A 21,613-nucleotide genomic window follows, 5' to 3' on the forward strand; every position below is an offset into this window, starting at 1 on the left:
GCAGGCCGTTCGAATAGAAAACAAAGTCGCACAGGCAAACTGTTACGTTGTCCCGACACGATCACTGTCGGAACAGGTCGATGCCAAAATCGAGAGAGCTTCGCTTCAACGCATTCAACATGATGGCGCCGAGCCACAACTGGGCCGGCCTGTGGTCGCATCCGCGCGACACCTCGCTCGACTACAACTCGCTCGATTACTGGGTCAATTATGCCAAGACCGCCGAACGGGGACTGCTCGACGGCATCTTCCTGGCCGACGTGTTCGGCATCTATGACGTCTACGGCAGCAATCCGGACACCGCGCTCCGTCACGCCGTCCAATTGCCGAATGCAGAGCCGACCCTGCTGGTCTCCGCCATGGCGCTGCTCACCAGGCATCTCGGCTTCGGCATCACGTCCAACCTCACCTATGAACACCCTTACCAGCTCGCGCGACGCTTCTCGACGCTCGACCATCTCACCAACGGGCGGATCGGCTGGAACATCGTGACCGGCTATCTCGACAGCGGTGCCCGCGGCATGGGCCTCGACGCCAACCGCGCCCATGACGAACGCTACGAGGCGGCCGAAGAATTCCTCGCTGCGAGCTACAAATTATGGGAGGGCAGCTGGGAGGATGACGCGGTGCGACGGGATCGTGCGGCTCGCATCTTCACCGATCCCACCAAGATCCATCGCGTTTGCCATGAAGGGCCGCACTACAAGGTCGACGGCATTCACCTTGCGGAGCCCTCCCCGCAACGCACGCCGCTGCTGTATCAGGCGGGCACCTCGAAGCGCGGCCGCGCCTTCGCGGCACGGCATGCCGAGGCTATCTTCCTCAACGGGCAGACCAGGCCAATTCTCGCCAGCGCGGTCCGCGACATCAGGAGCGCCGCGAAGGAGTTCGGGCGCGATCCTTATGATATCCGTCTCTTCGCCGGCGCGACCGTGATCGTCGCGCCGACCCGGGCAGAGGCCGAAGATCTGCTCGCCGACTATGCCGCACATGTCGACCAGACCGGGCAGCTCGCTTTGCTCTCGGGCTGGACCGGCATCGATTTCTCGACCTATCGCCCCGATCAGGCGGTGCAATATGTCGAGAGCAACGCGATCCAGTCGATGGTGGAGAACTTCACCCTGCGGAGCGACCGCCCGGTCAAGGTCGGCGATCTTGCGACGCTGAGCCGCGTCGGCGCGCGATCCCCCTTCGTGGTCGGCTCGCCCCAGGATGTTGCTGACGAGCTGATCGCCTGGGCGCAAGAGACCGACGTCGACGGCTTCAACCTGTTCCGCCTCGTCGCGCCCGAATCGCTCGACGCCTTTGTCGACCTCGTGGTGCCGGAACTGCAGTCACGTGGCGTGTACAAGACGGGTTATCGCGAAGGCACGCTGCGGGAAAAGCTGTTCCCGGAGCGCGGACCGCGCCTTCATGCCACGCATCCCGGCGCAGGCTACCGGCATTTGCCCTCGAACGCAGTTCGCTCCGACGCCGCCGAATGAGGTCACGGCCTGACTCCGGCCGGCGCGTTGTCGCCGGCCGCGGCTACCAGCTCGGCAGCACGGCGCCCTTGAATTTGGTCAGGACAAACTCCTTGACCTCAGCCGTGTGATAGCTGTCCACGAGGATCTTGACCCACGGCTTGTCCTTGTCCGCAGCGCGAACCGCGATCAGGTTGACGTAAGGCCCCTTCGGGTCCTCGCGCAGGATCGGGTCCTTGACCGGATCGAGGCCGGCCTGGGTCGCATAGTTCGTGTTGATCACGGCGGCATCGACATCGTCGAGCGCACGAGGCGCCTGGGCCGCATCGACTTCGACGAATTTGAGCTTCTTCGGATTGTCGGCGACATCCAGGACTGTCGGCTTGAACCCGGCGCCGTCCTTCAACTTGATCGCACCCTTGTCGCGCAGCAGCAGCAGGGCGCGGCCGCCATTGGTGGGATCATTCGGGATCGAGATCTTGCCGCCGTCCGGAATCTCCGCCCAGCTCTTGTGCTTCTTGGAATAGACGCCGATCGGGAAGTTGACCGTCAGCCCCACCGCCTCGATCTTGTAACCGCGATCGGCCTTCTGGTTGTCGAGATAAGGCTGGTTCTGGAACGAATTGGCCTGGATATCGCCGGCGTCGAGCGCTGCGTTCGGCACCACATAGTCGGAGAACTCGACGAGCTGGATTTCGAGCCCGTTCTTTGCCGCGATCGGCTTCACGGCCTCGAGAATTTGCGCATGCGGCCCCGGCGTCACGCCGATCTTGATGGTTTCCGCCGCGACAGACGCCGACCAGAGCGTAAGGACGCCGGCAAATGCAACAAGGGAACGAAAGGACATTTGGGTCTCCACAGGAATTGTCAGTATTGCAAAAGGGCGCCGAAGAGATCGCGGCCGGTCTCAGCGATGACGCAGGCGGCGGTTGACGCGGCGGGCGAGATAGTCGCCGGCCGTCTGCACCGTCTGCACCAGCGCGATCAGGACGACGACGACTGCGAGCATCATCTCGGGCATGAAGCGCTGGTAGCCGTACCGGATGCCGAGGTCGCCGAGCCCGCCGCCGCCGACTGCGCCGACCATCGCCGAATAGCCGAGCAGGCTGACGACCGCGAGCGTCAGCGCAAGCACGAGGCCCGGCAGCGCTTCCGGAATGAGAACCTTGAGCACAATCTGCAGAGGGCTGGCGCCAAACGACGACGCGGTTTCGATCAAGCCGGCATCGACCTCACGGATCGCCGCCTCAACCAATCGCGCGATGAACGGCATCGCGGCGATGGTCAACGGTACGATCGCCGCGCCCGAACCAATGGAGGTGCCCGCGATAAGGCGCGTGAACGGGATGATCGCGACCACGAGGATGATGAACGGCGTCGAGCGTGTCGCATTGACGATGATGCCCAGCACGCTGTTGACCGCCGGCGCCGCGAACAATTCCCCCTTGCGGCTGGTGGCCAGGAAAACGCCGATCGGAAGCCCGAACGCGGTGGCGATCAAGGCGGCGATCGAAACCATGAACAGGCTCTCGCCGGTGGCCTGAACGATCAGGTTGAGGAGTTCACGCGACATAGCCGAGCCGTTCCGCCGGGAAGTTATTCTGGGAGAGGTACAATGCCGCCTTGTCGGCCGCAGCCTCGCCGCCGGGAATGCCCAGCGACAGCGACCCGACATGTTGCCCGCCGATCTCATCGATCCTGGCCGACAGCAGCGCGACGTCAATCGAGAGCTCGCGCGCAAGGCGGGCGACGATGGTGTCGCCGGCAGCGGCACCGCGAACCTGGACGCGAATGACGGCGCGACCACCAGCAACCGGTCGCGGTTGCAAGCGGCTTGCAAGCGACACCGGAACGCTGTCGCCGATCACCTCGGAGAGGAATGCCTGCGTGACCGGATGCGCGGGATGGGTGAAGATGTCGGCGACGTGACCACGCTCGACGATATGACCGCCGTCGATTACCGCGACTTCCTTGGCGAGCTGACGCACCACCGACATTTCGTGGGTGATCAGGACGATGGTGACGCCAAGCTCGCGATTGATGTTGGCCAGGAGATCGAGGATCGAACGGGTTGTTTGCGGATCGAGCGCCGACGTAGCCTCGTCGGACAGCAGGACGTTCGGCCGCGTCGCCAGCGCGCGGGCGATGCCGATGCGCTGCTTCTGGCCGCCCGACAGCTCGGACGGGTAGCGATCATATTTGTCCGCGATGCCGACGAGCTCGAGCAGCTCCGCGACACGGACCGCAATGTCCCGCCTCGACCAGCCCGCAATCTCGAGCGGCAGCGCGATATTGTCGGCCGCTGTGCGCGACGAGAGCAGATTGAAATGCTGGAAGATCATGCCGATCGAGCGTTGCGCCAGGCGCAGATCGCGGCCCGAAAGCCCGGAGATATCGCGGCCGTCGACGACGACACGGCCGCTCGAGGGCTTCTCCAACCCGTTGATCAACCGCACCAGGCTGGACTTGCCGGCACCGGAACGCCCGATCACACCGGTGATCGAGCCACGCGGAATTGCGAAGTCGATGTCTTTGAGCGCCTGCACGCTCGGCTTGTCGCGGTAACCCGGGTAGGCCTTCGCGACCCGCTCGAACCGGACCATGGCGTCGGCCGTGATCGGCGGATGCGCCAATGGCGACAGCGTCTCGACAGGTTCCGCTGCCGTCAGGGATTGATGCACGTTCATTCAGTCAGTCCATAAGGTCGTCTTGGTCGCCACGCGCACGGCCGCGTCTCAATGACCAAAGAGCAAATAGCTGCGGTCGACGCCGCGGCGATCGCAGGTCTCATCGGTCCAGCCCACAGCCCGGCGATAGCTGCCCATGCTGTCCGTTTGCTTGAGCGCAACGAGGTCGATCGGCTGCGCCTGATCCGCAAAGGGCGAAACATACAGCGCATCCTCGGGACAATAGAGCTCGCAGAGGAAGCAGGTCTGGCAATCGCCTTGCCGGGCGATTACCGGAATTCCGTCCGTCTTGTCAAACACGTTGGTTGGGCAAACGTTGACACAGATATCGCAGGACGTACAGCGCTCGCCGTCGATGACCTCGATCACTCCGCAGCCTCCGCATAGCTGGCCTCGGCATGGGGCCGGGCCGAGGTCCAGATCTCGTCGAGGCCGCCGGTCGTCACGTAATGCCGCTGCCGGCTGTCCTGGTCGGGGAAGTCGTCGCGGCGATGCATGCCGCGGCTTTCCTGACGGGCGAGCGCGCTGCGGTACATCCACCGCGCGGTCGCCAGCATCGCCGCGGCCTCGCGCGCCCGCACGATCTCGGATGCGTCGGCGGCGTCCGCCTCCGACACATCGCGCCACGCCGCGTCGAGACGCCCGAGCGCGCCCTGCAATCGCGATGCCTCGCGGAAGTAGTTCAGCTCGTACGGGAAGACCTCGGCCTGAACGGCCCTCGCCAGCGCGGCCGGCGCGAATGCACGCCGCTGCCGGCTTCGCAATGCCACGGCACCCGCGGACCTCAAGCTGCGCCCGACAGCGGGTCCTACCTGCGTGGCATAGTCAGCGGCGCCCTGCCCGGCCCAGGCTCCCGACGACATCGCCCAAGCAGCATTGTGGCTGCCACCACCGGTGAAGCCACCGCAGATCAATTCGCGCGTCGCCGCGTCGCCGGCGGCATAGAGCCCCGGCACGGTGGTGGCGCAACTGTCGTCAACGATACGAAGGCCGCCGGTGCCCCTGACGGTCCCCTCCAGCCGCAACGTGACCGGAAAGCGGTCCTTGAAGGGATCGATCCCGGTGCGATCGAACGGCAGGAAGAAATTCGGCTGCGATACGCGCATCTGATGCCGCACATCGTCATCCGCCTTGTCCAACCGGGCATAGACCGGGCCCTCGAGCAGGGCCCGCGCAATCGCCGATCGCCCGCCCTTCGACGCCGCGCCGGGCACCACGCTGCCGTCGTCATAGGTGAAGCTGGCCCAGCCGTAGAACAACGTCTTGGTCACCGAGCCGAACGCCGGCGAGATCGCGTAGGGGTTGGAGAACTCCATGCTGGTGAATTCGGCACCGACCTCCGCAGACATCAGATAGCCGTCGCCGGTCAAGACGTTCGATCCGAGCGTCTTGCTGAGGAATGCGCAGCCTCCGGTGGCGATCACGACGGCCTTGGCCCGCACCGTCCAGCGATCCTGCTTCTGCCGGCGCACACCACTGGCGCCGGCGACGGCCCCATCGTCGTCGACGAGCAGTTCGAGCGCCGGGCTGTGGTCGAGAATGGTGACGCCGGCCAGCTTGGTGCGCTTGCGCATCAGCCGCATGTATTCGGGGCCCTGCAGCGAGTTGCGCTGCGACTTGCCGCGGTCGTCCACCGGATAGGGATATCCCCAATCGGCCAGGCTATTGCTGTGCTGATAGGTGCTGTCGAGCACGCGCGCCATCCAGCGGCGATCCTGGAGATAGCCGCCCATCTTCTCGCGATCGGCCATCGCGGCCTCGCGCAGCGCCGGATTCGGATCGATGTACCAGACGCCCGTTCCCGCCGCGGCGGTGGCGCCCGAGGTGCCGCAAAATCCCTTGTCGGCGAGCACCACCCGTGCGCCGCGCTCGGCGGCGCTGACCGCAGCCCAGGTCCCCGCGGGGCCGCCGCCGATCACCAGGACGTCGGCCTCGAACACGACCGAGCCTTCAGGCGCGGACACGCGTTCGGCGCGATGAGTTGGGTTCGGCATGATTGGAAACTCCAGGCGGATCGGTCACGGCGCAGGGCACGCCAGGACATATCGTTGCGCGCGCCAGCCTGACTGGCAATTTCAGATATTTGCGGAGAGTTGGACGAAGCTTTCACCTGCCTTGCCGCGCAAAGAAGATTCGTGTCGCCGCATGCCGGATGTTGCGCCATCGGCGAACAACGCGACACGAGCTTGCACACAAGGCGCGCCCGCGGGGACGGATATTTCTTTTTGCCGGCTCCGCGCCGCGATGCATTTTCCCGCGCGCATCATGCCGATATCTAGCGACAAGCATCATCGCAGATACGGTCGCCATGTCTCATCGTCAGCTTCACCTCAACGTCAATCTTCTGCATTCCGGCGTCTACGCGTCCGCCTGGCGACTGCCCGACAGCGACCCGCGCGCCTGTTTCGACGTCGGCCACTACGTGCGCGTCGCCCAAATCGCGGAGCGCGGCAAGCTCGATGCGATCTTCCTGGCCGACACGCCCGCCATCACCGACCGTATCGACTACCGCTCCTTCATGTCGCTGGAGCCGACCATCGTGCTGGCAACTGTCGCCGCCACGACCAGCCATATCGGGCTGATCGCGACAGCGTCGACCACGTACAACGAGCCGTACAACATCGCGCGCCGCTTCGCGACGCTGGATCTGGCGAGCGGCGGTCGCGCCGGCTGGAACGCCGTGACCACGGCCGACGCCTCGGCCAGCCGCAACTTCGGCCTTCCCACCGTGCTCGAGCACAAGGCGCGCTACGACCGTGCCAAGGAGTTCGCCGAAGTCGTCCATGCGTTGTGGGACAGCTGGGAAGACGATGCCTTTGTCGGCGACAAGGAGGCGGCGCGTTTCGTCGACACCACGAAGGTCCACCCGATCGGACATCGCGGCACCCATTACAGCGTGGCCGGCCCGCTCAACGTCCCGCGTTCGCCGCAGGGACGTCCCGTCACCGTTCAGGCCGGCGGGTCGAGCGACGGCCGCGACCTCGCCGCAGCACAGGCCGAAGCGGTGTTCACGCTGGCGCAGACGATCGACGAAGGCGTCGCCTATGCACGCGATCTGCGGGCCCGGGCTACCGCGTACGGCCGCGCCGGAAACTCCATCGTGATTCTGCCGGGGCTCGCGACCGTCATCGGCAGCACCGAAGCGGAAGCCAGGCGGCGGCAAGACGAGCTCTGGGAGCTGGTTCCGATCGAATACAGCCTTGCGCGACTGGCCGGCACATTGCAGGTCGACCCAGCAATTCTCGAGCTCGACAAGCCCCTGCCCGATCCTCTGCCGCTGCCGGCCAACGCCAACCACACCATGTTTCAGGGAACGGTGAACATCGCGCGCCGCGGCAATCTCACCGTCCGTCAATTGCTGCGCGCCCTCGGTGGCGGCGTCGGCCACCGGATCATCGTCGGCACCCCCGAGCAGATCGCCGACGACATCGAGGCCTGGTTCAGGGCGGGCGCGGCCGACGGCTTCAACCTGATGCCGGACGTACTGCCGACCGGGTTGGACGTGTTCGTCGACACCGTGGTGCCGATCCTGCAACGACGGGGGCTGTTCCGGCGCGACTACGCCGGCACTACCCTGCGCGAGCATTTTGGATTGCCTCGGCCGGTCAGCCGTTTTGCGCGACAAGCGGCGACCGCCACGCGCGCCTGACGCATCAGCGCGCGCCCGCCGGATGTACCGGATCGTCACCGGCGGGTAACCGCGCACGAACGCGCGGGATGATCTCCTTCGCAAAGCGCTCCATCTCGGCCTCGAATGGCTGGAACTGCAACGTGAAGAGTTCGATGCCGGCAGCATGGAAGCCCTGGATGCGGGCCGCCACCTCGTCATAGCTCCCGACCAATCCCGCAGCCGTGCCGCCATTGCTGCCAACCCGCGCCGATTTTTGCATGGTCCGCATCATCACCACCTTGGGATCGGTGTTTTGCTTCTGGATCGCCTTGATCGGTGCATCCTTTCTGGAGAGATAGAGCAGCCGCTCGTAGGCCGCCTCGGCCTCAGCCCGGGTCTGGCGCGCAATCACAAAGGCGGACAGCCCGAAGCGAAGTGGAGCCGTGGCCCTGGGCCGCTCGGCCACGTCGGCGATCAGGCCGACGACGTCGTCGAGCGGCTGTCCGTTGATGAACCAGACGTCGCCGTGACCGGCGACCAGGGCGCGCGCCGGTTCGGATTCTCCGCCGACATAGATCAATGGCCGCGACCGGTAGAGGCTGCCGGGCCGCAGCACATAGTCCCTGACATCGAAATGCTCGCCCTTGTAAGTCAGCCGCTCGCCCTGCATCAGGCGCGACACCACGGTGATCCACTCGCGGCCGTACGCATAACGGGCGTCGTGCTCCGCAAAGCCGATGCCGGCCTTGTCGAGCTCGGGCCGGTTCCAGGCATTGACCAGATTGATCGCAAAGCGGCCGCGACTGATGTTCTCGATCCCGAGCGCAAACTTCGCCAGCACGACCGGATGATAGAGATAGGGCTTGATCGCGGCGATGATCTCGATCCGGCTGGTCAGCGCGGCAAGTGCGGCGGCAGCGCTCCAGGCCTCGAGCTGATCAAGATCCTCCTGATGCGGATTGATGGTGTGCTGCGCGATGAGCGTGGAGTCGTAGCCCAACGCCTCGGCCGCGACCACGAGGTCGCGATTGCGTTCCCACGATGCATCATAGGGTTCCTCGGGATCCTGATAGGCAGCGCGCGAGCCGTGCACCAGCGCCCAGATCCCGAAGCGAAGCGGTCGTATCGTCATTGGCGATCTCCGAATTGCGCGTTGTCGCCTCGCTTTTCACGAAGACGCGACTGGAGATCAAGCAACGTCACATCAAAAGATTTTCCTTGCCGCGCCGCGCGCCCAGACAAATCAGAAAACTCCAAATCTCACGACAATTGAAATACCGCTCTATTTCTGTTGGCGAAAAATCGTGGGACAGTTTGCGTCATCTGAACGATCCCAGTTCGAGCGCAGTCGAATGCGCAGCTGAGTAAAATCATCATTCCAGGCCGACATCCATGAACAAGCCCGTATCCGCCACCTCATTGCTGCCGTCCGATCGCCTGGATAGCCAATCTCCTGACATCGATGCGCTGCTGAGCCGCATCGATGAGGGCGCAAGTCGACGCGAGCGCGAACGAATCCTGCCATTCGCCGAGATCGATCTCATTCGCGAGGCGCGTCTCGGCGCATTGCGGCTTCCTGTGGATGTCGGCGGCGCGGGCGCGTCGATCCGCACGCTGTTCGAACTCGTGATCCGGCTCGGCGCCGCCGACGCCAACGTCGCGCATATCCTGCGCAACCATTTCAGCGTGGTCGAACGGCTGGTGCGTCGTCCCAAGGACGAGCAGCACCGGCTATGGCAGAAGGCCGTCGCCGACGGCGCGATCATCGGGCTCGCAGCCACCGAACTCGACACCCCGAAGGTCGGCAATGTCACGCCGAACACCACACTGACCGCCGACGGCGACGACTATCTGCTCAACGGCACCAAATACTACAGCACCGGCACGCTCTATTCCGACTACGTGCTGGTGCGCACGGCCGATACGACAGGCGCCAATGCGGCGGTGCTGATCCCGGTCAAACGCGAGGGCATCGAGCTGATCGACGACTGGGACGGGCTCGGCCAACGGCTGACCGCTACCGGCACCACGCACTTCCGCAACGTACGCGTCAAGCGCCAGGAGGTGGTGTTCGACGCCCCTGACGCCGGCTACGGCATTCCCTACTCCAACACATTCGCGCAACTGTTCCTGACCGCCATCAACGCCGGCATCGCGCGCGCGGTGCTGCAGGACGCAGCCGAACTGGTGCGGTCGCGCAAGCGGACGTTCTACTATGCGCCGAGCGAGATACCAGCGGATGACCCGTTGCTGCAGCAGACCGTCGGCCAGATCGCCAGCGGCGCGTTTGCGGCCGAGACCGTGGTGCTCGCGGCGGCAGAAGCCCTCGACGCCGCGACCGATGCATTCGACGCCGGTGATGCCGGTGCCGTCGACGCCGCGCACAAGGCCGCGCTGCTCTCGGCAAAGGCCAAGATTGTCGCCGATGAGCTCGCGATCCGCAGCGGCAGCCTGCTGTTCGACGTCGGCGGAGCGTCCGCCACCAAGAAGGCGACCAATTTCGACCGCCACTGGCGCAACGCGCGGACCCTGGCCTCACACAACCCGAACACCTTCAAGGCCCGCTCGATCGGGCAATATGAGATCAGCGGCACGCCGCTCCCCGCCAAGGGCTTCTTCTGATCGAAAGCAGGTCCGGCGGCGACAAGAGGGAGAGACCCGATGAGCAAGCCGGACATCCATTTGGTCGATGCGGATCACGAGATCGAGCTGCAGTTTCGCCTCGTGATGCGCCGCCTCGCCGGCGGCGTCTGCGTCATCACGGCAGGAAGCGGCGATGACATCACCGGGATGACCGTCACCTCGCTGACGTCGCTCAGCGCCTCGCCGCCCCGGCTCCTGGTCAGCATCAACCGGCAGGCCTCCTCTTTTGAGCCGATCGCCCGTCACCGGCTGTTCGGCGTCAACATCCTCGGCTCAGACCAGCAGGCGCTGGCAGAACGGTTCAGCAACAGCCGCCTGAAAGGCAGCCAACGCTTCGACGGAACGGCTTGGACCCCCGGTGCTTCCGGCGTTCCGCTGCTGGACCATTCGCTTGCCACGGTCGAATGCCAGGTCGAGGAGATCATCGAACGGCACTCTCACGGCATCATCGTGGGTCGGCTGTCCAGCATGGACGTGTCGCACCACCTGTCCGGCCTCACCTACTGGAACGGACGGTATGTGCAGATCGATCACGAGGCTGACCTCGACCTGCTCGCCGAAGTAAGCATCCCGCTGGCCCACGTCCGCTAGGACAAGGAGAGGCACGCCATGAAGCGCGAAATGCCGCCACAGTCGCCAGCATCATCGGCCGGCGTTGCCGGCAGCCCGCCGGGCCGCTGGCAGCTCGACCGGATCGTCGCCGAGCTGCGCGTCTCCAGGGAAGACACCCACAGCATTCGGCGGGACGGCGATTCCCGGCGCGCCCCATCGCGCGATGCGCTCGAAGCGATTCTCGACGGCCTCACCGAGGCGCTGTTCCCGCGGCACTACGGCCAATCTGATCTCGACAGCGAGAACATCGATTATTTTGTCGGCAATACCTTGAGCATCGCGCTGGATTCGCTCCACGCGCAAATCCACCGCGCGGCATTGTTCGTCGGTGACGAGCTTGAACCGGGTTTCCAGCGCCATGACGCCGTCGAACTGACGCGCGCGTTCGCCGTGCAATTGCCGCAAGTGCGCGGGCTACTCGTCAACGATCTGCGCGCGGCATTCGTCGGCGATCCGGCGGCGCGAAACTTTCCGGAGATCCTGATCGGCTATCCCGGCATGACCGCGATCATCCACCATCGCCTTGCCCATCTCCTGTACCGGCTCGGGGCGCGGCTGGTGGCACGCCTGATGGCGGAGATCGCGCATGCCAGGACCGGAATCGATATTCATCCCGGCGCCAGCATCGGCTCGGGCTTCTTCATCGATCACGGCACCGGCGTCGTGATCGGGGAAACCGCGATCATCGGCGACAATGTCCGCATCTACCAGGCCGTCACGCTCGGCGCGCGGCATTTCCCGACCGACGACGAGGGCAGCCTGATCAAAGGCGACGCCCGTCATCCGATCGTCGCGGACGACGTGGTCATCTATGCCGGCGCGACCATCCTGGGCCGCATCACGATCGGCCGCGGCTCGACCGTCGGCGGCAATGTCTGGCTGACCCGGGACGTCCCGCCGAACAGCGTGGTGACCCAGGCCACCGCGCGCAACACGCCGGGCGGCGGTAGCGCCTCCTCCTAACCAGCCACCGGCGCCTTCCAGCGCATGAAGTGCCGTTCGATCGCCTCGAGAACGGCATTGAAGGCCAGGCCGATCACCGTGATTCCGAGAATGCCGAAATACATCTGCGGGATCAGGAAGCTGTACTGGCTGTTGATGATCAGATAGCCAAGGCCGGCCTTGGCGCCGACCATTTCGGACGCCACCAGCACCAGCATGGCCGATGCGCTGGCGAGGCGAATGCCGACGAAGATGGTCGGCAGCGCGGCCGGCAGGATTACCTTGCGGAACAGCTGCTGCGGCGTCGCGCCCATGGTCCGCGCCGACTTGATCAACAGCGGATCGACCTGCTTCACGGCGGCAATGGTGTTCAGCAGCAGTGGCCAGGCGCAGCTATAGATCACCATCGTGACCTTGGACAATTCGCCGATCCCGAGCAGCAGAATGAACACGGGCAGCAGCGCCAGCGGCGCCGTGTTACGGCAGATCTCGATGAACTGGTTCAGGAGATCGCCGAGCCGGGTGTACCAGCCGACGACGAGCCCGAGCGGGACAATCAGGATGACCGAGATCAGAAATCCGCTCAGGGCGCGGAGCAGGCTGGCCGAGACGTCGTCGTAGAGTTCGCCGGTTTGCGCAAGCTGCCAGCCGGCCGCGATCACCTCCGAGAATGGCGGCAGGAACACCGCATCGATCAGCCCGAGCCGCGGCACCGCCTCCCAGGCGGTCAACAGGGCGATCAGGAGCAGGGAACGGCGACCCGCGGTGGCCAGTCGGCGAAGCGCAGCGCGAATCCGGGCCGCCGCCGATGCCCGGCCGTCTGCGGTTTCGCGCCGGCCATAGCCCAGCTCCAGCAGGGTCAACATCTCCAGACTAGACATGCGCAGTCTCCTCCACCTCGCGGCCCGCGCCGCCCGCCAACTGTCCCTGCTGGGCCTTCTGCACTTCCTCGCGCAGCAGGCTCCAGATCTCATGCCTGACGTGGCCGAACGCCGGCAGCGAGCGCACGTCCTCGGCCTCGCTGCGCAGCACGGCGGGGATCTCGATGACCTGCTTGATCCGGCCCGGGCGCGATGTCATCACGGCGACGCGCTGACCGAGCACGACGGCCTCGTCGATACCGTGGGTGATGAAGACGATGGTCTTGCCGGTGGCGCGCCAGATCCGCAGCAGCTCGCCCTGCAGCGTCTCACGCGTCTGTGCATCGAGCGCGGCGAACGGCTCATCCATCAGCAGAACCTCCGGGTCATAGGCGAGGCTTCGCGCGATCGCGACGCGTTGCTTCATGCCTCCGGAAAGCTCATGCGGATAACGGTCGGCAAAGCCGGACAGGCCGACCAGATCGAGGAAATGCCGGGCAATCTCCTGACGCTCCCTGGGTTTCAATCCGGCGATGTCGAGCCCGAACTCGACATTCTGGGCGGCGGTACGCCAGGGAAACAACGCATATTGCTGGAATACGATGCCGCGGTCGCGTCCCGGCCCGATGATCGGCCGGCCATCGAGCAGGATGCGGCCGCTGCTCGGCGTGGTCAGTCCGCCCAGGAGGTCAAGCAAGGTGGATTTGCCGCAGCCGCTCGGCCCGACCAGAGCGAGGAATTCGCCCGAGCGAACATCAAGCGTGATGTCTTCCAGTGCAGTGAAGCGGCCCGCCGGACGACCGCCCTCGCCGCGCGTGACGAATTCCTTGCGGACCTGCTCGAAACGGATCTTGACCGGGCTCGTCATCGCGCCTCCGCCGTCTTGCCCGGACGGAAATAGTTGAACTCATTGGTGTATGTGTCGGAGGCCTTGATCTGGCCGGGCTTGAACAGCCCATCCTTCACGAGCCAATCGATCCACACCTGGATCTCGGCGTCTGAAATCACGCCGCCTTTGCTCGCGACACCAGTGCTCTTCCAGTACTTGATCGAGGAGCCATCCTCGTTGCGCTTGCGTTCGGCGATGATCCGTTCGAAGCGGGCCCGCACTTCCTCCGGCGGCGTGGTCTGCGCCCATTGGATCGCGCGCGAGATGCCCTCGACCAGCTTGCGCGACGCATTGGGATTGTCCCTGATGAACTTGTCCCGCAGCACATAGGCGCCGCCGGTGAACTGGCCGAACAGATCGGTATCGTTGAACAGCGAATGGATACCGCCCCGCTCCAGCGCCTTGTCGCGCAATACGCCGCTGAGCGTACTTACCTCGACCTGGCCCTGGCGCAACGCCTGCTCACCGGTCACCGGCGGTATCGCCACCAGCGTCACCTGCCTCGCCTCGCTCGCATTGAGGCCATTGCGTGCCAGATATTCGCGGAGCACGAATTCGAGATGGGCGCCCAGCGTATTGACCGCGACCTTCTTGCCGATCAGGTCGCGCGCCGTCTTGATCGGGCTGTCATCCTTGACGAAGTAGCCCTGATAAGTGTTGGCGTCGGAGCCGTAATAGCCGACCACGGCCTTGATCGGTGCTTTCGCCGCGATCAGCTTGAGAATTGCGCCATAGAATGCACCGCCGATATCGGTGTCGCCGGTCACCACGGTCTGGATGTCCTGCGGACCGCTGATGGTGTTGCCGACCCATTTCAGCTTCAGCGGCGCGAGATAGCCGAGGTCTTCGGCGAGCTCGGTGAACGTCACCTGGCCGGCCCAACCCTGGTAGCGAATCTCGGTCTTTTCGAGCGGCGGCTCGGCAAAGGCCGGGGCCGCCAGCCCGAGTGCCACGGCACTGGCCAGCGTGAGGCGCGCGGCTGCGCGCGCGGCGAAACGCCGGGCGCGCAGGATTCGGATCAATGCATTCATATTCGCAACTCCCCTCGATCCGACCCGATCATGCCGCCTTCGCGGTCTGCTGCTTCGGCGCCTTGATGCGCGTCACGCTGTGGCGACCGTCGATCGATACCGGAACTTCGCCGTCGATCGTGGCACGGCGCACCACGCGGTGCTGATCGCCATAGTCGTTGACCGCATAGTGCTGGGTTGCCCGGTTATCCCAGATCGCGACGTCGCCGGCCTTCCAGCTCCAGCGCACGGTGTTCTCCGGCGCCGTGATGTGCGACTGGAACAATTCGAACAGCTTCTGGCCGTCATATTTCGGCAGACCGACGAAGCGCTGCACGAAATTGCCGAGCACCAGCGTGCGCTCGCCGGTCTCGGGGTGAACGCGCACCACCGGATGCTCGGTCTCGTAGATCGTGCCGGTGAACACTTCATCGAAATGCTTGCGGTCGGCCTCGCTTGCGCGCGCCTTGACGGCATAGTCATAGGCGTTGCTGTGAACCGCCCAAAGCTCGTCGGCGAGCCGCTGCAGCGGCGCCGGCAGATCGAGATAGGCCGCGGCCGTATTCGACCAGATGGTGTCGCCGCCATAAGGCGGAATCACCACGCCGCGCAGCACGGAGATCTTCGGATAGGCATCGACGAACGTCACGTCGGTATGCCATTGGTCGGCGCGGCCGCCGCCGCGGCCCGAATCCAGCTCCAGGATCGAGGATGTCCCCTTGATCGCGCCGACCGTCGGATGCGGCACCAGTCTGCCGAGCCGCACCGCAAAGCGTTCCTGCTCGAAATCGTCGAGATGCTGCTGGTCGCGGAAGAAGATCACCTTGTGCTCAAGCAGCACCTGGTTGATGGCGCGGATCACCTCGTCGGACAGATCACCCGACAGCCGGACGTTCCTGATCTCCGCGCCAAGCCTCGCCGCACGCTTGACGATATCAGGGCGCGCAATGACGTTATCGATGACACTCGTATTGCTCATGATCGTGCTCTCACCGCGATCTCCCAGACAAGGCTCCGCCATGCGCCGGTCGCGGGAACGACGGCGGAGACAAACAATCCGGCTTGCAAACCGGCTTGATAATGTGGGCTCTACTCGGCCGCGACGTGCTCCGGTGGGCGCCAGACCGCCGGCGCATAGAGCTCGGCAGCAAAATCGTCGGCGATCGGTCCATTGATGCGCGCCTCATGCGCTGCCAGATCGCTCAGGAACAGATCGCGGCTGATCCGCGCCACGACAGCGGGAATGTCGCGCTTGAAGCTCGGGACATCGCCGACCGGCAGGCCGAAGCTGACAAAGGCGGCCGGGTTGAAGACATGGATATTCTTCAGGAACGGCGCGCGACCGGGCTCCCGCTCCAGATACTCATGCCCCGACCCCAGATAGGGATACGCCGCGAGCGTCTCATCCCGGTCCTGGTCACGCGGCGTGAAGCGGTCGCGCCACAGCAGGATCTCATCGGCAAAGTCGCGAAGCTCGGTCTGCGCGCCGAGGTCCACGGCATATCCGGTACCGGCGATGGCAAAGTCGAACCCGAATTCGCCCTGCGGCGTCACCGCGACGGGGCGCCCGCCCTCGAGCCTCACCGCCTGCCACGGCGCGCCGAGATGGAGATGGAAATTGGGAAACGCGACGGCGCGCGAGATCGCATCCGGCGGCGGGGTCGAGCCTGCGCCGCGGAAGCGGATCGCCTGCTGCCAGCGCACGGCATCCGGCAAAGCCCCGTAATTGTCGTAGGCGCCCGGATAGCCGCGGATCCGGATCACAGGAAGCGAGGCCAGCGTCTCGCGCCGCGCATAAAGGTGGACGTCGCGCGCTCCTCCTTCCAGCGCGACCGCTGCGGCATCGAACGCCGACGCGGCGCTTCCAATCACCGCCACTGACCGGCCCCGCAGCGACCTGAAGTCGATCCTCTCGGAGGTATGCGCATGAAGTTGCTTCGGCAGATCGCGCAGTGCGTCCGGATGGCACCACCACTTCCGGCAAAGCCGGTTGCAAGCACCAATTTTCGTGCGGCCTCGACCGTGACACGGCCGTCCTGCTCGAGATGCAGCCGCAGATGCTCGCCCGCCGGCTCGATCCGAACCAGCCGCGTCGCATAACGAACTGCGACACCGGTGACCTTCCGGTACCAATCGAGATAGGCCGCCCAATCGAGCCGCAGAATGCGGTCGAGCGCATCATAGGCGGCTGCACCGTAGCGCGCCTCGTACCAAGCCTGGAACCCGAGACCGGCCAGACCAAGCTCCGGGCCCGGCAGGGTCTTCGGCGTCCGAAGCTTGTGCATGCGCGCACTCGTCAGCCACACGCCGGACTCAGACCCGCCGGCCGCAGCGTCGATCACCGAGACCTTCCCGATCCCTGCCCGCCGAAGCGCGAACGCAAACGCCGAGCCGGATTGTCCACCGCCGACGACGACAACATTGTGATCGATCCCGTCCAGATCGGGCACCCAGTTTTGCGGATCGGGTCCGATCAGGAGCAACGCCTCACGGGCAACACTGTCGGGGTCGGATTGCGGCATGGTGATCGGCCTCGCTTTGACGTTGCAAATCGTAAAAGCGATCGATCGCCAGTCAATGAAACGAAACCAGCTTTGTTTTCCGCGGCGAGCAATGATCGCTTCGCGGCCGACGCAGCCGTTGAAATATTTGCGACGATCGTCGCTTTCCTCACCGTTTCAGCGTGCTGAGACCAGAATGACTGAAGCGTCTACCGCGCAAGAACGGCACGAGCGACCCGCTGATTTCTTCGCAACGGATGCACTCGTCTATCATCGCCGATCAACTCACAAGCTTCATGCTGGCTTCCGACGCAACAATGCAAGTTCATTTCATCGACAGGCTCGCGATCACCGACGTAGAGTCAATGCACGGCTCGCACGCCGACGTGCACATTGCGCTGCAATCATCGACGATAGGACACGCCGCAGATGAGTGGTGTCATTAGCCTCGAACACGATACGCCCGAGCTGGCTCGCTCCTATGATGAAGCGGGGCTGGTTCAGTTCCGCCATGGCAAGTTCCTGATCGGGCCATTGGCGATCAGGACCGGCGAGCATGTGCTCGATATCGGAACGGGCACCGGCCGCCTCGCCGAATTCGTCGCCGGCCTGGTCGGACCGAATGGCCGGGTGATCGGCATCGACCCGCTCCCCGGCCGCATTGAGATCGCGCGACTTCGGCAGTCGGATCATCTTCGATTCCACACCGGCCGGGCCGAGGACCTCTCAGGCTTCGACGACGGCCAATTCGATGCGGTCTATCTCAACAGCGTCTTCCATTGGATTGCCGACAAGCGTGGCGCCTTGCGGGAAATCCATCGTGTGCTCAAGCCGGGCGGCCGCCTCGGGCTCAACGTGCAGGATCCATCCCGTCCGCATCAGTCCCGCGTGCTGCTGCGCCGGGCCATCACTGAGACCGGACTCGCCGATCATCGCCAGGATTCCAACCCGGTGCTCGGCCTGACCGATGAAGAACTCCGGTCACTGTTCGCGGCCGTCGGCTTCGCCGGCTACCGCAGCGAACTGCGCACGCTGACCGACGTGCACGAGGACGTCAATTCGCTGCTCCGATGGTCCGAAGCCAGCGCCTTCGGCAACTTCCTCGAGGCGTTCTCACCGTCCGAACGCGAACAGATCCGCCGCGCGTTTGCCCGCCTCGTCGAAACGAAACGAACCCCGGAAGGCTTGCCTGTGGAGCGCTACCTGCGTTTCGCGTTCGCACACAAGCCGTCTACCCGCAACTGACCACCCCACCATTCCGCGAGCCGCGCGCATGAGCGATCGACAGCTGTCTCTCAATCTCTTTATCTATCCGGGCGGCCATCACGAGGCGGCCTGGCGCTACAAGGGCTCCGCGGCGGAGCGGATCCTCGACGTCACCTACTACCAGGAGCTGGCGCAGAAGGCCGAGGCGCACAAGTTCGACGCGATCTTCTTTGCCGATGGGCCGGCTCTCGCCGACAATGTCCGCTATGCGCAGCGCTTCCGTTTCGAGCCGATCACCTGGCTTGCCGCCATCGCGGTCGCCACCCGTCGCATCGGCCTGATCGCGACCGCGTCGACGACCTACACCGAGCCTTACAATCTCGCACGTCTGTTCGCCTCGCTCGATCATCTCAGCGGCGGCCGGGCCGGCTGGAACATCGTGACGACGAGCACCGCGCAGGCGGCGCAGAACTTCGGCCTGCCCGAGCATCCTCCGCATCATGAACGCTACGAGCGGGCGCGCGAATATCTCGATGTCATCACCCGGCTGTGGGACAGCTGGGAAGACGACGCATTGATCAACGATCCCGTCTCGGGCGTCTTCGCCGACACCGACAAGATCCACGCCATCAATCACGCCGGAAAGCACTTTCGCGTCCGCGGCCCTCTCAATATCTCGCGGACGCCGCAAGGACGGCCGGTCTATGTGCAGGCCGGCTCGTCCGACGACGGCCGCGCCTTTGCCGCACGCTTTGCCGAAGCCATCTTCACCGCGCATCAGACCCTGGCGAGCGCCCGGGAGTTCTATGCCGATATCAAGCGGCAAGCCCGTGCCTTCGATCGCAGTCCCGATCAGATCAAGGTCCTGCCGGGCATCAGTCCCTTCATCGCCAGCACACAAACTGAGGCGGATCGACTGCAGGACGAGTTCAACGAACTGATCCAGCCGGAATATTCGCTGACCCAGCTACGCCAGATGATCGGGCTCGATCTGTCCGGCTTCGACCTTGACGGCCCGTTCCCGCGCCACCTGATCGACACGACAGGTGCGCGCGGCGTGGCCAGCCGCTTCAAGCTGGTGGTCGACATCGTCGATCGCGAGCAGCCGACGATCCGCCAGCTCGTCCAGCGCCTGGCCGGCGCACGCGGTCACTGGGTGATTGCAGGGCCGCCGGAGAAGATCGCCGACAACATCCAGACCTGGTTCGAGAACGGCGCCGCCGACGGCTTCAACGTCATGCCGCCGTGGCTGCCCGGTGGATTCGACGTGTTTGCCGAGCAGGTCGTCCCGATTCTGCGCAAGCGCGGCCTGTTCCGCGATGACTACGCCGGCACCACACTGCGCGACCATTATGGTCTGCACCGGCCGCCAAGCGTGTTCTCCGGCTCGATTCAAGCGATCGCGTGATCGCATGATGTTCGCCGTGTGAAAGCAAATCGGAGTGAATCGGCGCACGCGACGCGTTTGGCCGTCGACCGCAGCCGCAATCCTGCGTCCGCCCAATGCTTGAAGCCGCAATTCCTATCGGAATGGCGGCTTCAGCTACCAGGGCACCCGTGGGTTCAATCCAACGGACGACCACGCGTCTCCGGCACGAAGCAGATCGCGACAACAAAGGCGAAGCCGGACACGATCACCGGATACCACAATCCGAAGTACGGATTGCCCGAATAGACATTCATTGCCGTAACGACGAAGGATAGCATGCCTCCGACCCAGCCGGCGCCCACATGGAACGGAAATGAAAGGGAGGTATATCGAATGCGCGCCGGAAACAATTCGACCATGAAGGCTGCCATCGGACCGTACACCATCGCCAGATAGAGCACGAGCACGAACAGAAGCCCGAACACCGCGGGGCGGTTGATCTTCGAGAGATCGGCGGACGACGGCCATCCCGCCGAGACCAACGCCTGCCTGAGGCTTTCGGGCTTGAAGCCTTCGACCAACTGTCCCGCGATCTTGACCGTGGTCGGTGCGCCCGGGGCTGCCTGCTCCGATCGATATTGGACACCAAGATCGGTCAGAAAGCCGGTGACCTTGTCGCATTCCGTGGTGGCCTCGGCAAACAGGCGGAAATTGCAGTCGCGCGCCGTGACGACGATGTCGGTACGCTCGAGGAACTGCTCCAGGGCCGGATTTGCATAATGGGTCAGGCCTTTGAAGATCGGCTGGATGGTGACAGCCGCAAGCAGGCAGGCCATCGCCATGATAGGCTTGCGGCCGATGCGATCGGACAACCAGCCGAAGAAGACGTAGAGCGGCGTGACCACCACCAGGGCCGGCCCAATCAGCAATTGCACGTCATCCATCGGCACTTTCAGGGTCTTGTTGAGAAAGAACATCGAATAGAAGTGTCCCGTGCCGAAGATCGCGCCGAGACCCGCCGCAACGACGAACAACAGGACGACGTATTTGAGGTTCGCGGCGCGCGTAAAGCTCTCGGTGACCGGCGCCTTGGACGTTGCGCCGGCAGCCTTCATGCGCTGGAACGTGGGCGATTCATGCAACTTCGCCCGGAAGTAGACCGATACGATCAGCAGCAGCAGCGACAGCACGAATGGCAGACGCCAGCCCCAATCGTGGAACTGCGCATCGGATAGGATGAGCCTCAGCCCGAAGACGACGATGATGGAACTCAGAAGCCCAAGTGTCGCCGTGGTCTGAAGTGAACTGGTGTACGCGCCGCGCCGGTGCACCGGCGAGTGCTCCGCGACATAGGTCACGGCTCCGCCAACCTCGCCGCCAAGCGCCAGCCCCTGCAGCAAGCGGCAAAGCACGAGCCCGTACGTCGCGGCTATCCCGATCTGATCGTAGGTCGGGAGCAATCCCACGCCGACCGTGGCGACGCCCATAAGGATGATGGTCACCAGAAACGTCTTCTTGCGCCCAACCATGTCTCCCAGGCGGCCGAAGAACAGTGCGCCGATCGGGCGAATGAGGAAACCGGCACCAAACGTTGCGAGGCTTGCGAGGAATGCCGCCGTCTCGTTGCCCTTTGGAAAGAACAGGTGTCCGAGCTGAACCGCAAGCGCCGCGTAGATGTAGAAATCGTACCACTCGAGCAGTGCACCGAAGGACGATGCCAGTACGACCTTCTTCTCCTCAGCGGTCATTGCGGAAGTCGCGCGAATGGCGCTCGCAGATTGCAGCGTGTCCGTCATCGTCCCCTCACCTCTCTTGTTATGT

At 64.4% G+C, this 21,613-nt stretch carries 20 protein-coding genes; 7 read left to right on the forward strand and 13 right to left on the reverse strand.

The window, feature by feature from the left end; genetic code table 11:
- Positions 1-80: 80 nt before the first annotated feature.
- On the forward strand, positions 81-1,484 hold the full coding sequence (locus tag CO675_RS30520) for an LLM class flavin-dependent oxidoreductase (protein ID WP_097675478.1): 1,404 nt from the start codon (positions 81-83) through the stop codon (positions 1,482-1,484).
- 43 nt (positions 1,485-1,527) lie between these two features.
- On the opposite strand, the gene CO675_RS30525 is transcribed toward CO675_RS30520, so the two are convergent.
- Genes CO675_RS30525 through CO675_RS30545 form a run of 5 tightly spaced genes read right to left on the reverse strand, consistent with a single transcriptional unit; the run spans position 1,528 to position 6,144 of the window.
- Positions 1,528-2,310: a MetQ/NlpA family ABC transporter substrate-binding protein gene (locus tag CO675_RS30525; RefSeq protein WP_502693424.1), complete on the reverse strand. Its 783-nt coding sequence runs from the start codon at positions 2,308-2,310 to the stop codon at positions 1,528-1,530.
- Between the two features lie 60 nt (positions 2,311-2,370).
- Entirely contained in the window at positions 2,371-3,036 is a 666-nt protein-coding gene (locus CO675_RS30530; protein WP_097675480.1) for a methionine ABC transporter permease, read from the reverse strand.
- The gene (locus CO675_RS30535; protein WP_198964799.1) at positions 3,026-4,150 is read right to left on the reverse strand and encodes a methionine ABC transporter ATP-binding protein; all 1,125 of its coding nucleotides are present in this window, start codon (positions 4,148-4,150) and stop codon (positions 3,026-3,028) included. The genes CO675_RS30530 and CO675_RS30535 overlap by 11 nt, the downstream gene beginning before the upstream one ends.
- A gap of 48 nt (positions 4,151-4,198) precedes the next feature.
- Entirely contained in the window at positions 4,199-4,519 is a 321-nt protein-coding gene (locus CO675_RS30540) for a 4Fe-4S dicluster domain-containing protein (RefSeq protein ID WP_097675481.1), read from the reverse strand.
- Positions 4,516-6,144, reverse strand: a complete 1,629-nt coding sequence (locus tag CO675_RS30545) for an FAD-dependent oxidoreductase (RefSeq protein ID WP_097675482.1) — start codon at positions 6,142-6,144, stop codon at positions 4,516-4,518. The genes CO675_RS30540 and CO675_RS30545 overlap by 4 nt, the downstream gene beginning before the upstream one ends.
- Positions 6,145-6,458: 314 nt before the next feature.
- Between CO675_RS30545 and CO675_RS30550 the strand changes: the two genes are divergently transcribed.
- Positions 6,459-7,799 carry an LLM class flavin-dependent oxidoreductase gene (locus CO675_RS30550; protein WP_097675483.1) on the forward strand — a complete coding sequence of 447 codons (1,341 nt, stop codon included), beginning with the start codon at positions 6,459-6,461 and terminating at the stop codon, positions 7,797-7,799.
- A gap of 4 nt (positions 7,800-7,803) precedes the next feature.
- Here CO675_RS30550 and CO675_RS30555 read toward each other — a convergent pair whose 3' ends face one another.
- The gene (locus CO675_RS30555; RefSeq protein ID WP_097675484.1) at positions 7,804-8,892 is read right to left on the reverse strand and encodes an LLM class flavin-dependent oxidoreductase; all 1,089 of its coding nucleotides are present in this window, start codon (positions 8,890-8,892) and stop codon (positions 7,804-7,806) included.
- A gap of 260 nt (positions 8,893-9,152) precedes the next feature.
- Here CO675_RS30555 and CO675_RS30560 point away from each other — a divergent pair, with 260 nt between their 5' ends.
- From CO675_RS30560 to epsC, 3 genes are read left to right on the forward strand one after another with little or no spacing between them, the layout of a single operon-like run.
- A complete protein-coding gene (locus CO675_RS30560; protein WP_097675485.1) occupies positions 9,153-10,382 on the forward strand; it encodes an acyl-CoA dehydrogenase family protein in 1,230 nt (409 codons plus the stop codon).
- Positions 10,383-10,421: 39 nt separating this feature from the next.
- Positions 10,422-10,994 (forward strand): flavin reductase family protein, encoded by a 573-nt coding sequence (locus CO675_RS30565; protein ID WP_097675486.1) that lies wholly within the window; start codon positions 10,422-10,424, stop codon positions 10,992-10,994.
- 18 nt (positions 10,995-11,012) lie between these two features.
- On the forward strand, positions 11,013-11,978 hold the full coding sequence (epsC, locus tag CO675_RS30570) for a serine O-acetyltransferase EpsC (protein ID WP_502693425.1): 966 nt from the start codon (positions 11,013-11,015) through the stop codon (positions 11,976-11,978).
- Here epsC and CO675_RS30575 read toward each other — a convergent pair.
- The 6 genes from CO675_RS30575 to CO675_RS41670 form a co-directional block, all read right to left on the reverse strand.
- Positions 11,975-12,838, reverse strand: a complete 864-nt coding sequence (locus CO675_RS30575; RefSeq protein ID WP_198964800.1) for an ABC transporter permease — start codon at positions 12,836-12,838, stop codon at positions 11,975-11,977. The two genes, epsC and CO675_RS30575, sit on opposite strands and share 4 nt — an antisense overlap.
- Positions 12,831-13,685, reverse strand: coding sequence for an ABC transporter ATP-binding protein (locus tag CO675_RS30580; RefSeq protein WP_097675488.1), 855 nt, complete (start codon positions 13,683-13,685; stop codon positions 12,831-12,833). Before CO675_RS30580 ends, CO675_RS30575 begins: the two co-directional genes overlap by 8 nt.
- Entirely contained in the window at positions 13,682-14,737 is a 1,056-nt protein-coding gene (locus CO675_RS30585; protein ID WP_097675489.1) for an ABC transporter substrate-binding protein, read from the reverse strand. Before CO675_RS30585 ends, CO675_RS30580 begins: the two co-directional genes overlap by 4 nt.
- A gap of 28 nt (positions 14,738-14,765) precedes the next feature.
- On the reverse strand, positions 14,766-15,695 hold the full coding sequence (locus CO675_RS30590; RefSeq protein ID WP_097675490.1) for a TauD/TfdA dioxygenase family protein: 930 nt from the start codon (positions 15,693-15,695) through the stop codon (positions 14,766-14,768).
- Between the two features lie 110 nt (positions 15,696-15,805).
- Positions 15,806-16,594 carry a hypothetical protein gene (locus CO675_RS41665; RefSeq protein WP_245452994.1) on the reverse strand — a complete coding sequence of 263 codons (789 nt, stop codon included), beginning with the start codon at positions 16,592-16,594 and terminating at the stop codon, positions 15,806-15,808.
- On the reverse strand, positions 16,585-17,238 hold the full coding sequence (locus CO675_RS41670; protein WP_245452995.1) for an FAD/NAD(P)-binding protein: 654 nt from the start codon (positions 17,236-17,238) through the stop codon (positions 16,585-16,587). The genes CO675_RS41665 and CO675_RS41670 overlap by 10 nt, the downstream gene beginning before the upstream one ends.
- Before the next feature lie 408 nt (positions 17,239-17,646).
- Here CO675_RS41670 and CO675_RS30605 point away from each other — a divergent pair, with 408 nt between their 5' ends.
- The gene (locus CO675_RS30605; protein ID WP_097675492.1) at positions 17,647-18,462 is read left to right on the forward strand and encodes a class I SAM-dependent methyltransferase; all 816 of its coding nucleotides are present in this window, start codon (positions 17,647-17,649) and stop codon (positions 18,460-18,462) included.
- A gap of 28 nt (positions 18,463-18,490) precedes the next feature.
- On the forward strand, positions 18,491-19,831 hold the full coding sequence (locus CO675_RS30610; RefSeq protein WP_097675493.1) for an LLM class flavin-dependent oxidoreductase: 1,341 nt from the start codon (positions 18,491-18,493) through the stop codon (positions 19,829-19,831).
- 155 nt (positions 19,832-19,986) lie between these two features.
- Here CO675_RS30610 and CO675_RS30615 read toward each other — a convergent pair whose 3' ends face one another.
- Positions 19,987-21,588, reverse strand: a complete 1,602-nt coding sequence (locus CO675_RS30615; protein WP_097675494.1) for an MFS transporter — start codon at positions 21,586-21,588, stop codon at positions 19,987-19,989.
- Positions 21,589-21,613: the final 25 nt, after the last annotated feature.

Source organism: Bradyrhizobium sp. C9 (assembly GCF_002532045.1).
Taxonomy (GTDB): Bacteria; Pseudomonadota; Alphaproteobacteria; order Rhizobiales; family Xanthobacteraceae; genus Bradyrhizobium.

Excerpts from the sequence above, each read along its gene's own strand:
- CO675_RS30520 (WP_097675478.1), top strand. The coding sequence starts at position 81 with ATGCCAAAATCGAGAGAGCTTCGCTTCAACGCATTCAACATGATGGCG.
- CO675_RS30525 (WP_502693424.1), bottom strand. The coding sequence starts at position 2,310 with ATGTCCTTTCGTTCCCTTGTTGCATTTGCCGGCGTCCTTACGCTCTGG.
- CO675_RS30530 (WP_097675480.1), bottom strand. The coding sequence starts at position 3,036 with ATGTCGCGTGAACTCCTCAACCTGATCGTTCAGGCCACCGGCGAGAGC.
- CO675_RS30535 (WP_198964799.1), bottom strand. The coding sequence starts at position 4,150 with ATGAACGTGCATCAATCCCTGACGGCAGCGGAACCTGTCGAGACGCTG.
- CO675_RS30545 (WP_097675482.1), bottom strand. The coding sequence starts at position 6,144 with ATGCCGAACCCAACTCATCGCGCCGAACGCGTGTCCGCGCCTGAAGGC.
- CO675_RS30550 (WP_097675483.1), top strand. The coding sequence starts at position 6,459 with ATGTCTCATCGTCAGCTTCACCTCAACGTCAATCTTCTGCATTCCGGC.
- CO675_RS30555 (WP_097675484.1), bottom strand. The coding sequence starts at position 8,892 with ATGACGATACGACCGCTTCGCTTCGGGATCTGGGCGCTGGTGCACGGC.
- CO675_RS30560 (WP_097675485.1), top strand. The coding sequence starts at position 9,153 with ATGAACAAGCCCGTATCCGCCACCTCATTGCTGCCGTCCGATCGCCTG.
- CO675_RS30565 (WP_097675486.1), top strand. The coding sequence starts at position 10,422 with ATGAGCAAGCCGGACATCCATTTGGTCGATGCGGATCACGAGATCGAG.
- epsC (WP_502693425.1), top strand. The coding sequence starts at position 11,013 with ATGAAGCGCGAAATGCCGCCACAGTCGCCAGCATCATCGGCCGGCGTT.
- CO675_RS30575 (WP_198964800.1), bottom strand. The coding sequence starts at position 12,838 with ATGTCTAGTCTGGAGATGTTGACCCTGCTGGAGCTGGGCTATGGCCGG.
- CO675_RS30580 (WP_097675488.1), bottom strand. The coding sequence starts at position 13,685 with ATGACGAGCCCGGTCAAGATCCGTTTCGAGCAGGTCCGCAAGGAATTC.
- CO675_RS30585 (WP_097675489.1), bottom strand. The coding sequence starts at position 14,737 with ATGAATGCATTGATCCGAATCCTGCGCGCCCGGCGTTTCGCCGCGCGC.
- CO675_RS30590 (WP_097675490.1), bottom strand. The coding sequence starts at position 15,695 with ATGAGCAATACGAGTGTCATCGATAACGTCATTGCGCGCCCTGATATC.
- CO675_RS41670 (WP_245452995.1), bottom strand. The coding sequence starts at position 17,238 with ATGCCGCAATCCGACCCCGACAGTGTTGCCCGTGAGGCGTTGCTCCTG.
- CO675_RS30605 (WP_097675492.1), top strand. The coding sequence starts at position 17,647 with ATGAGTGGTGTCATTAGCCTCGAACACGATACGCCCGAGCTGGCTCGC.
- CO675_RS30610 (WP_097675493.1), top strand. The coding sequence starts at position 18,491 with ATGAGCGATCGACAGCTGTCTCTCAATCTCTTTATCTATCCGGGCGGC.
- CO675_RS30615 (WP_097675494.1), bottom strand. The coding sequence starts at position 21,588 with ATGACGGACACGCTGCAATCTGCGAGCGCCATTCGCGCGACTTCCGCA.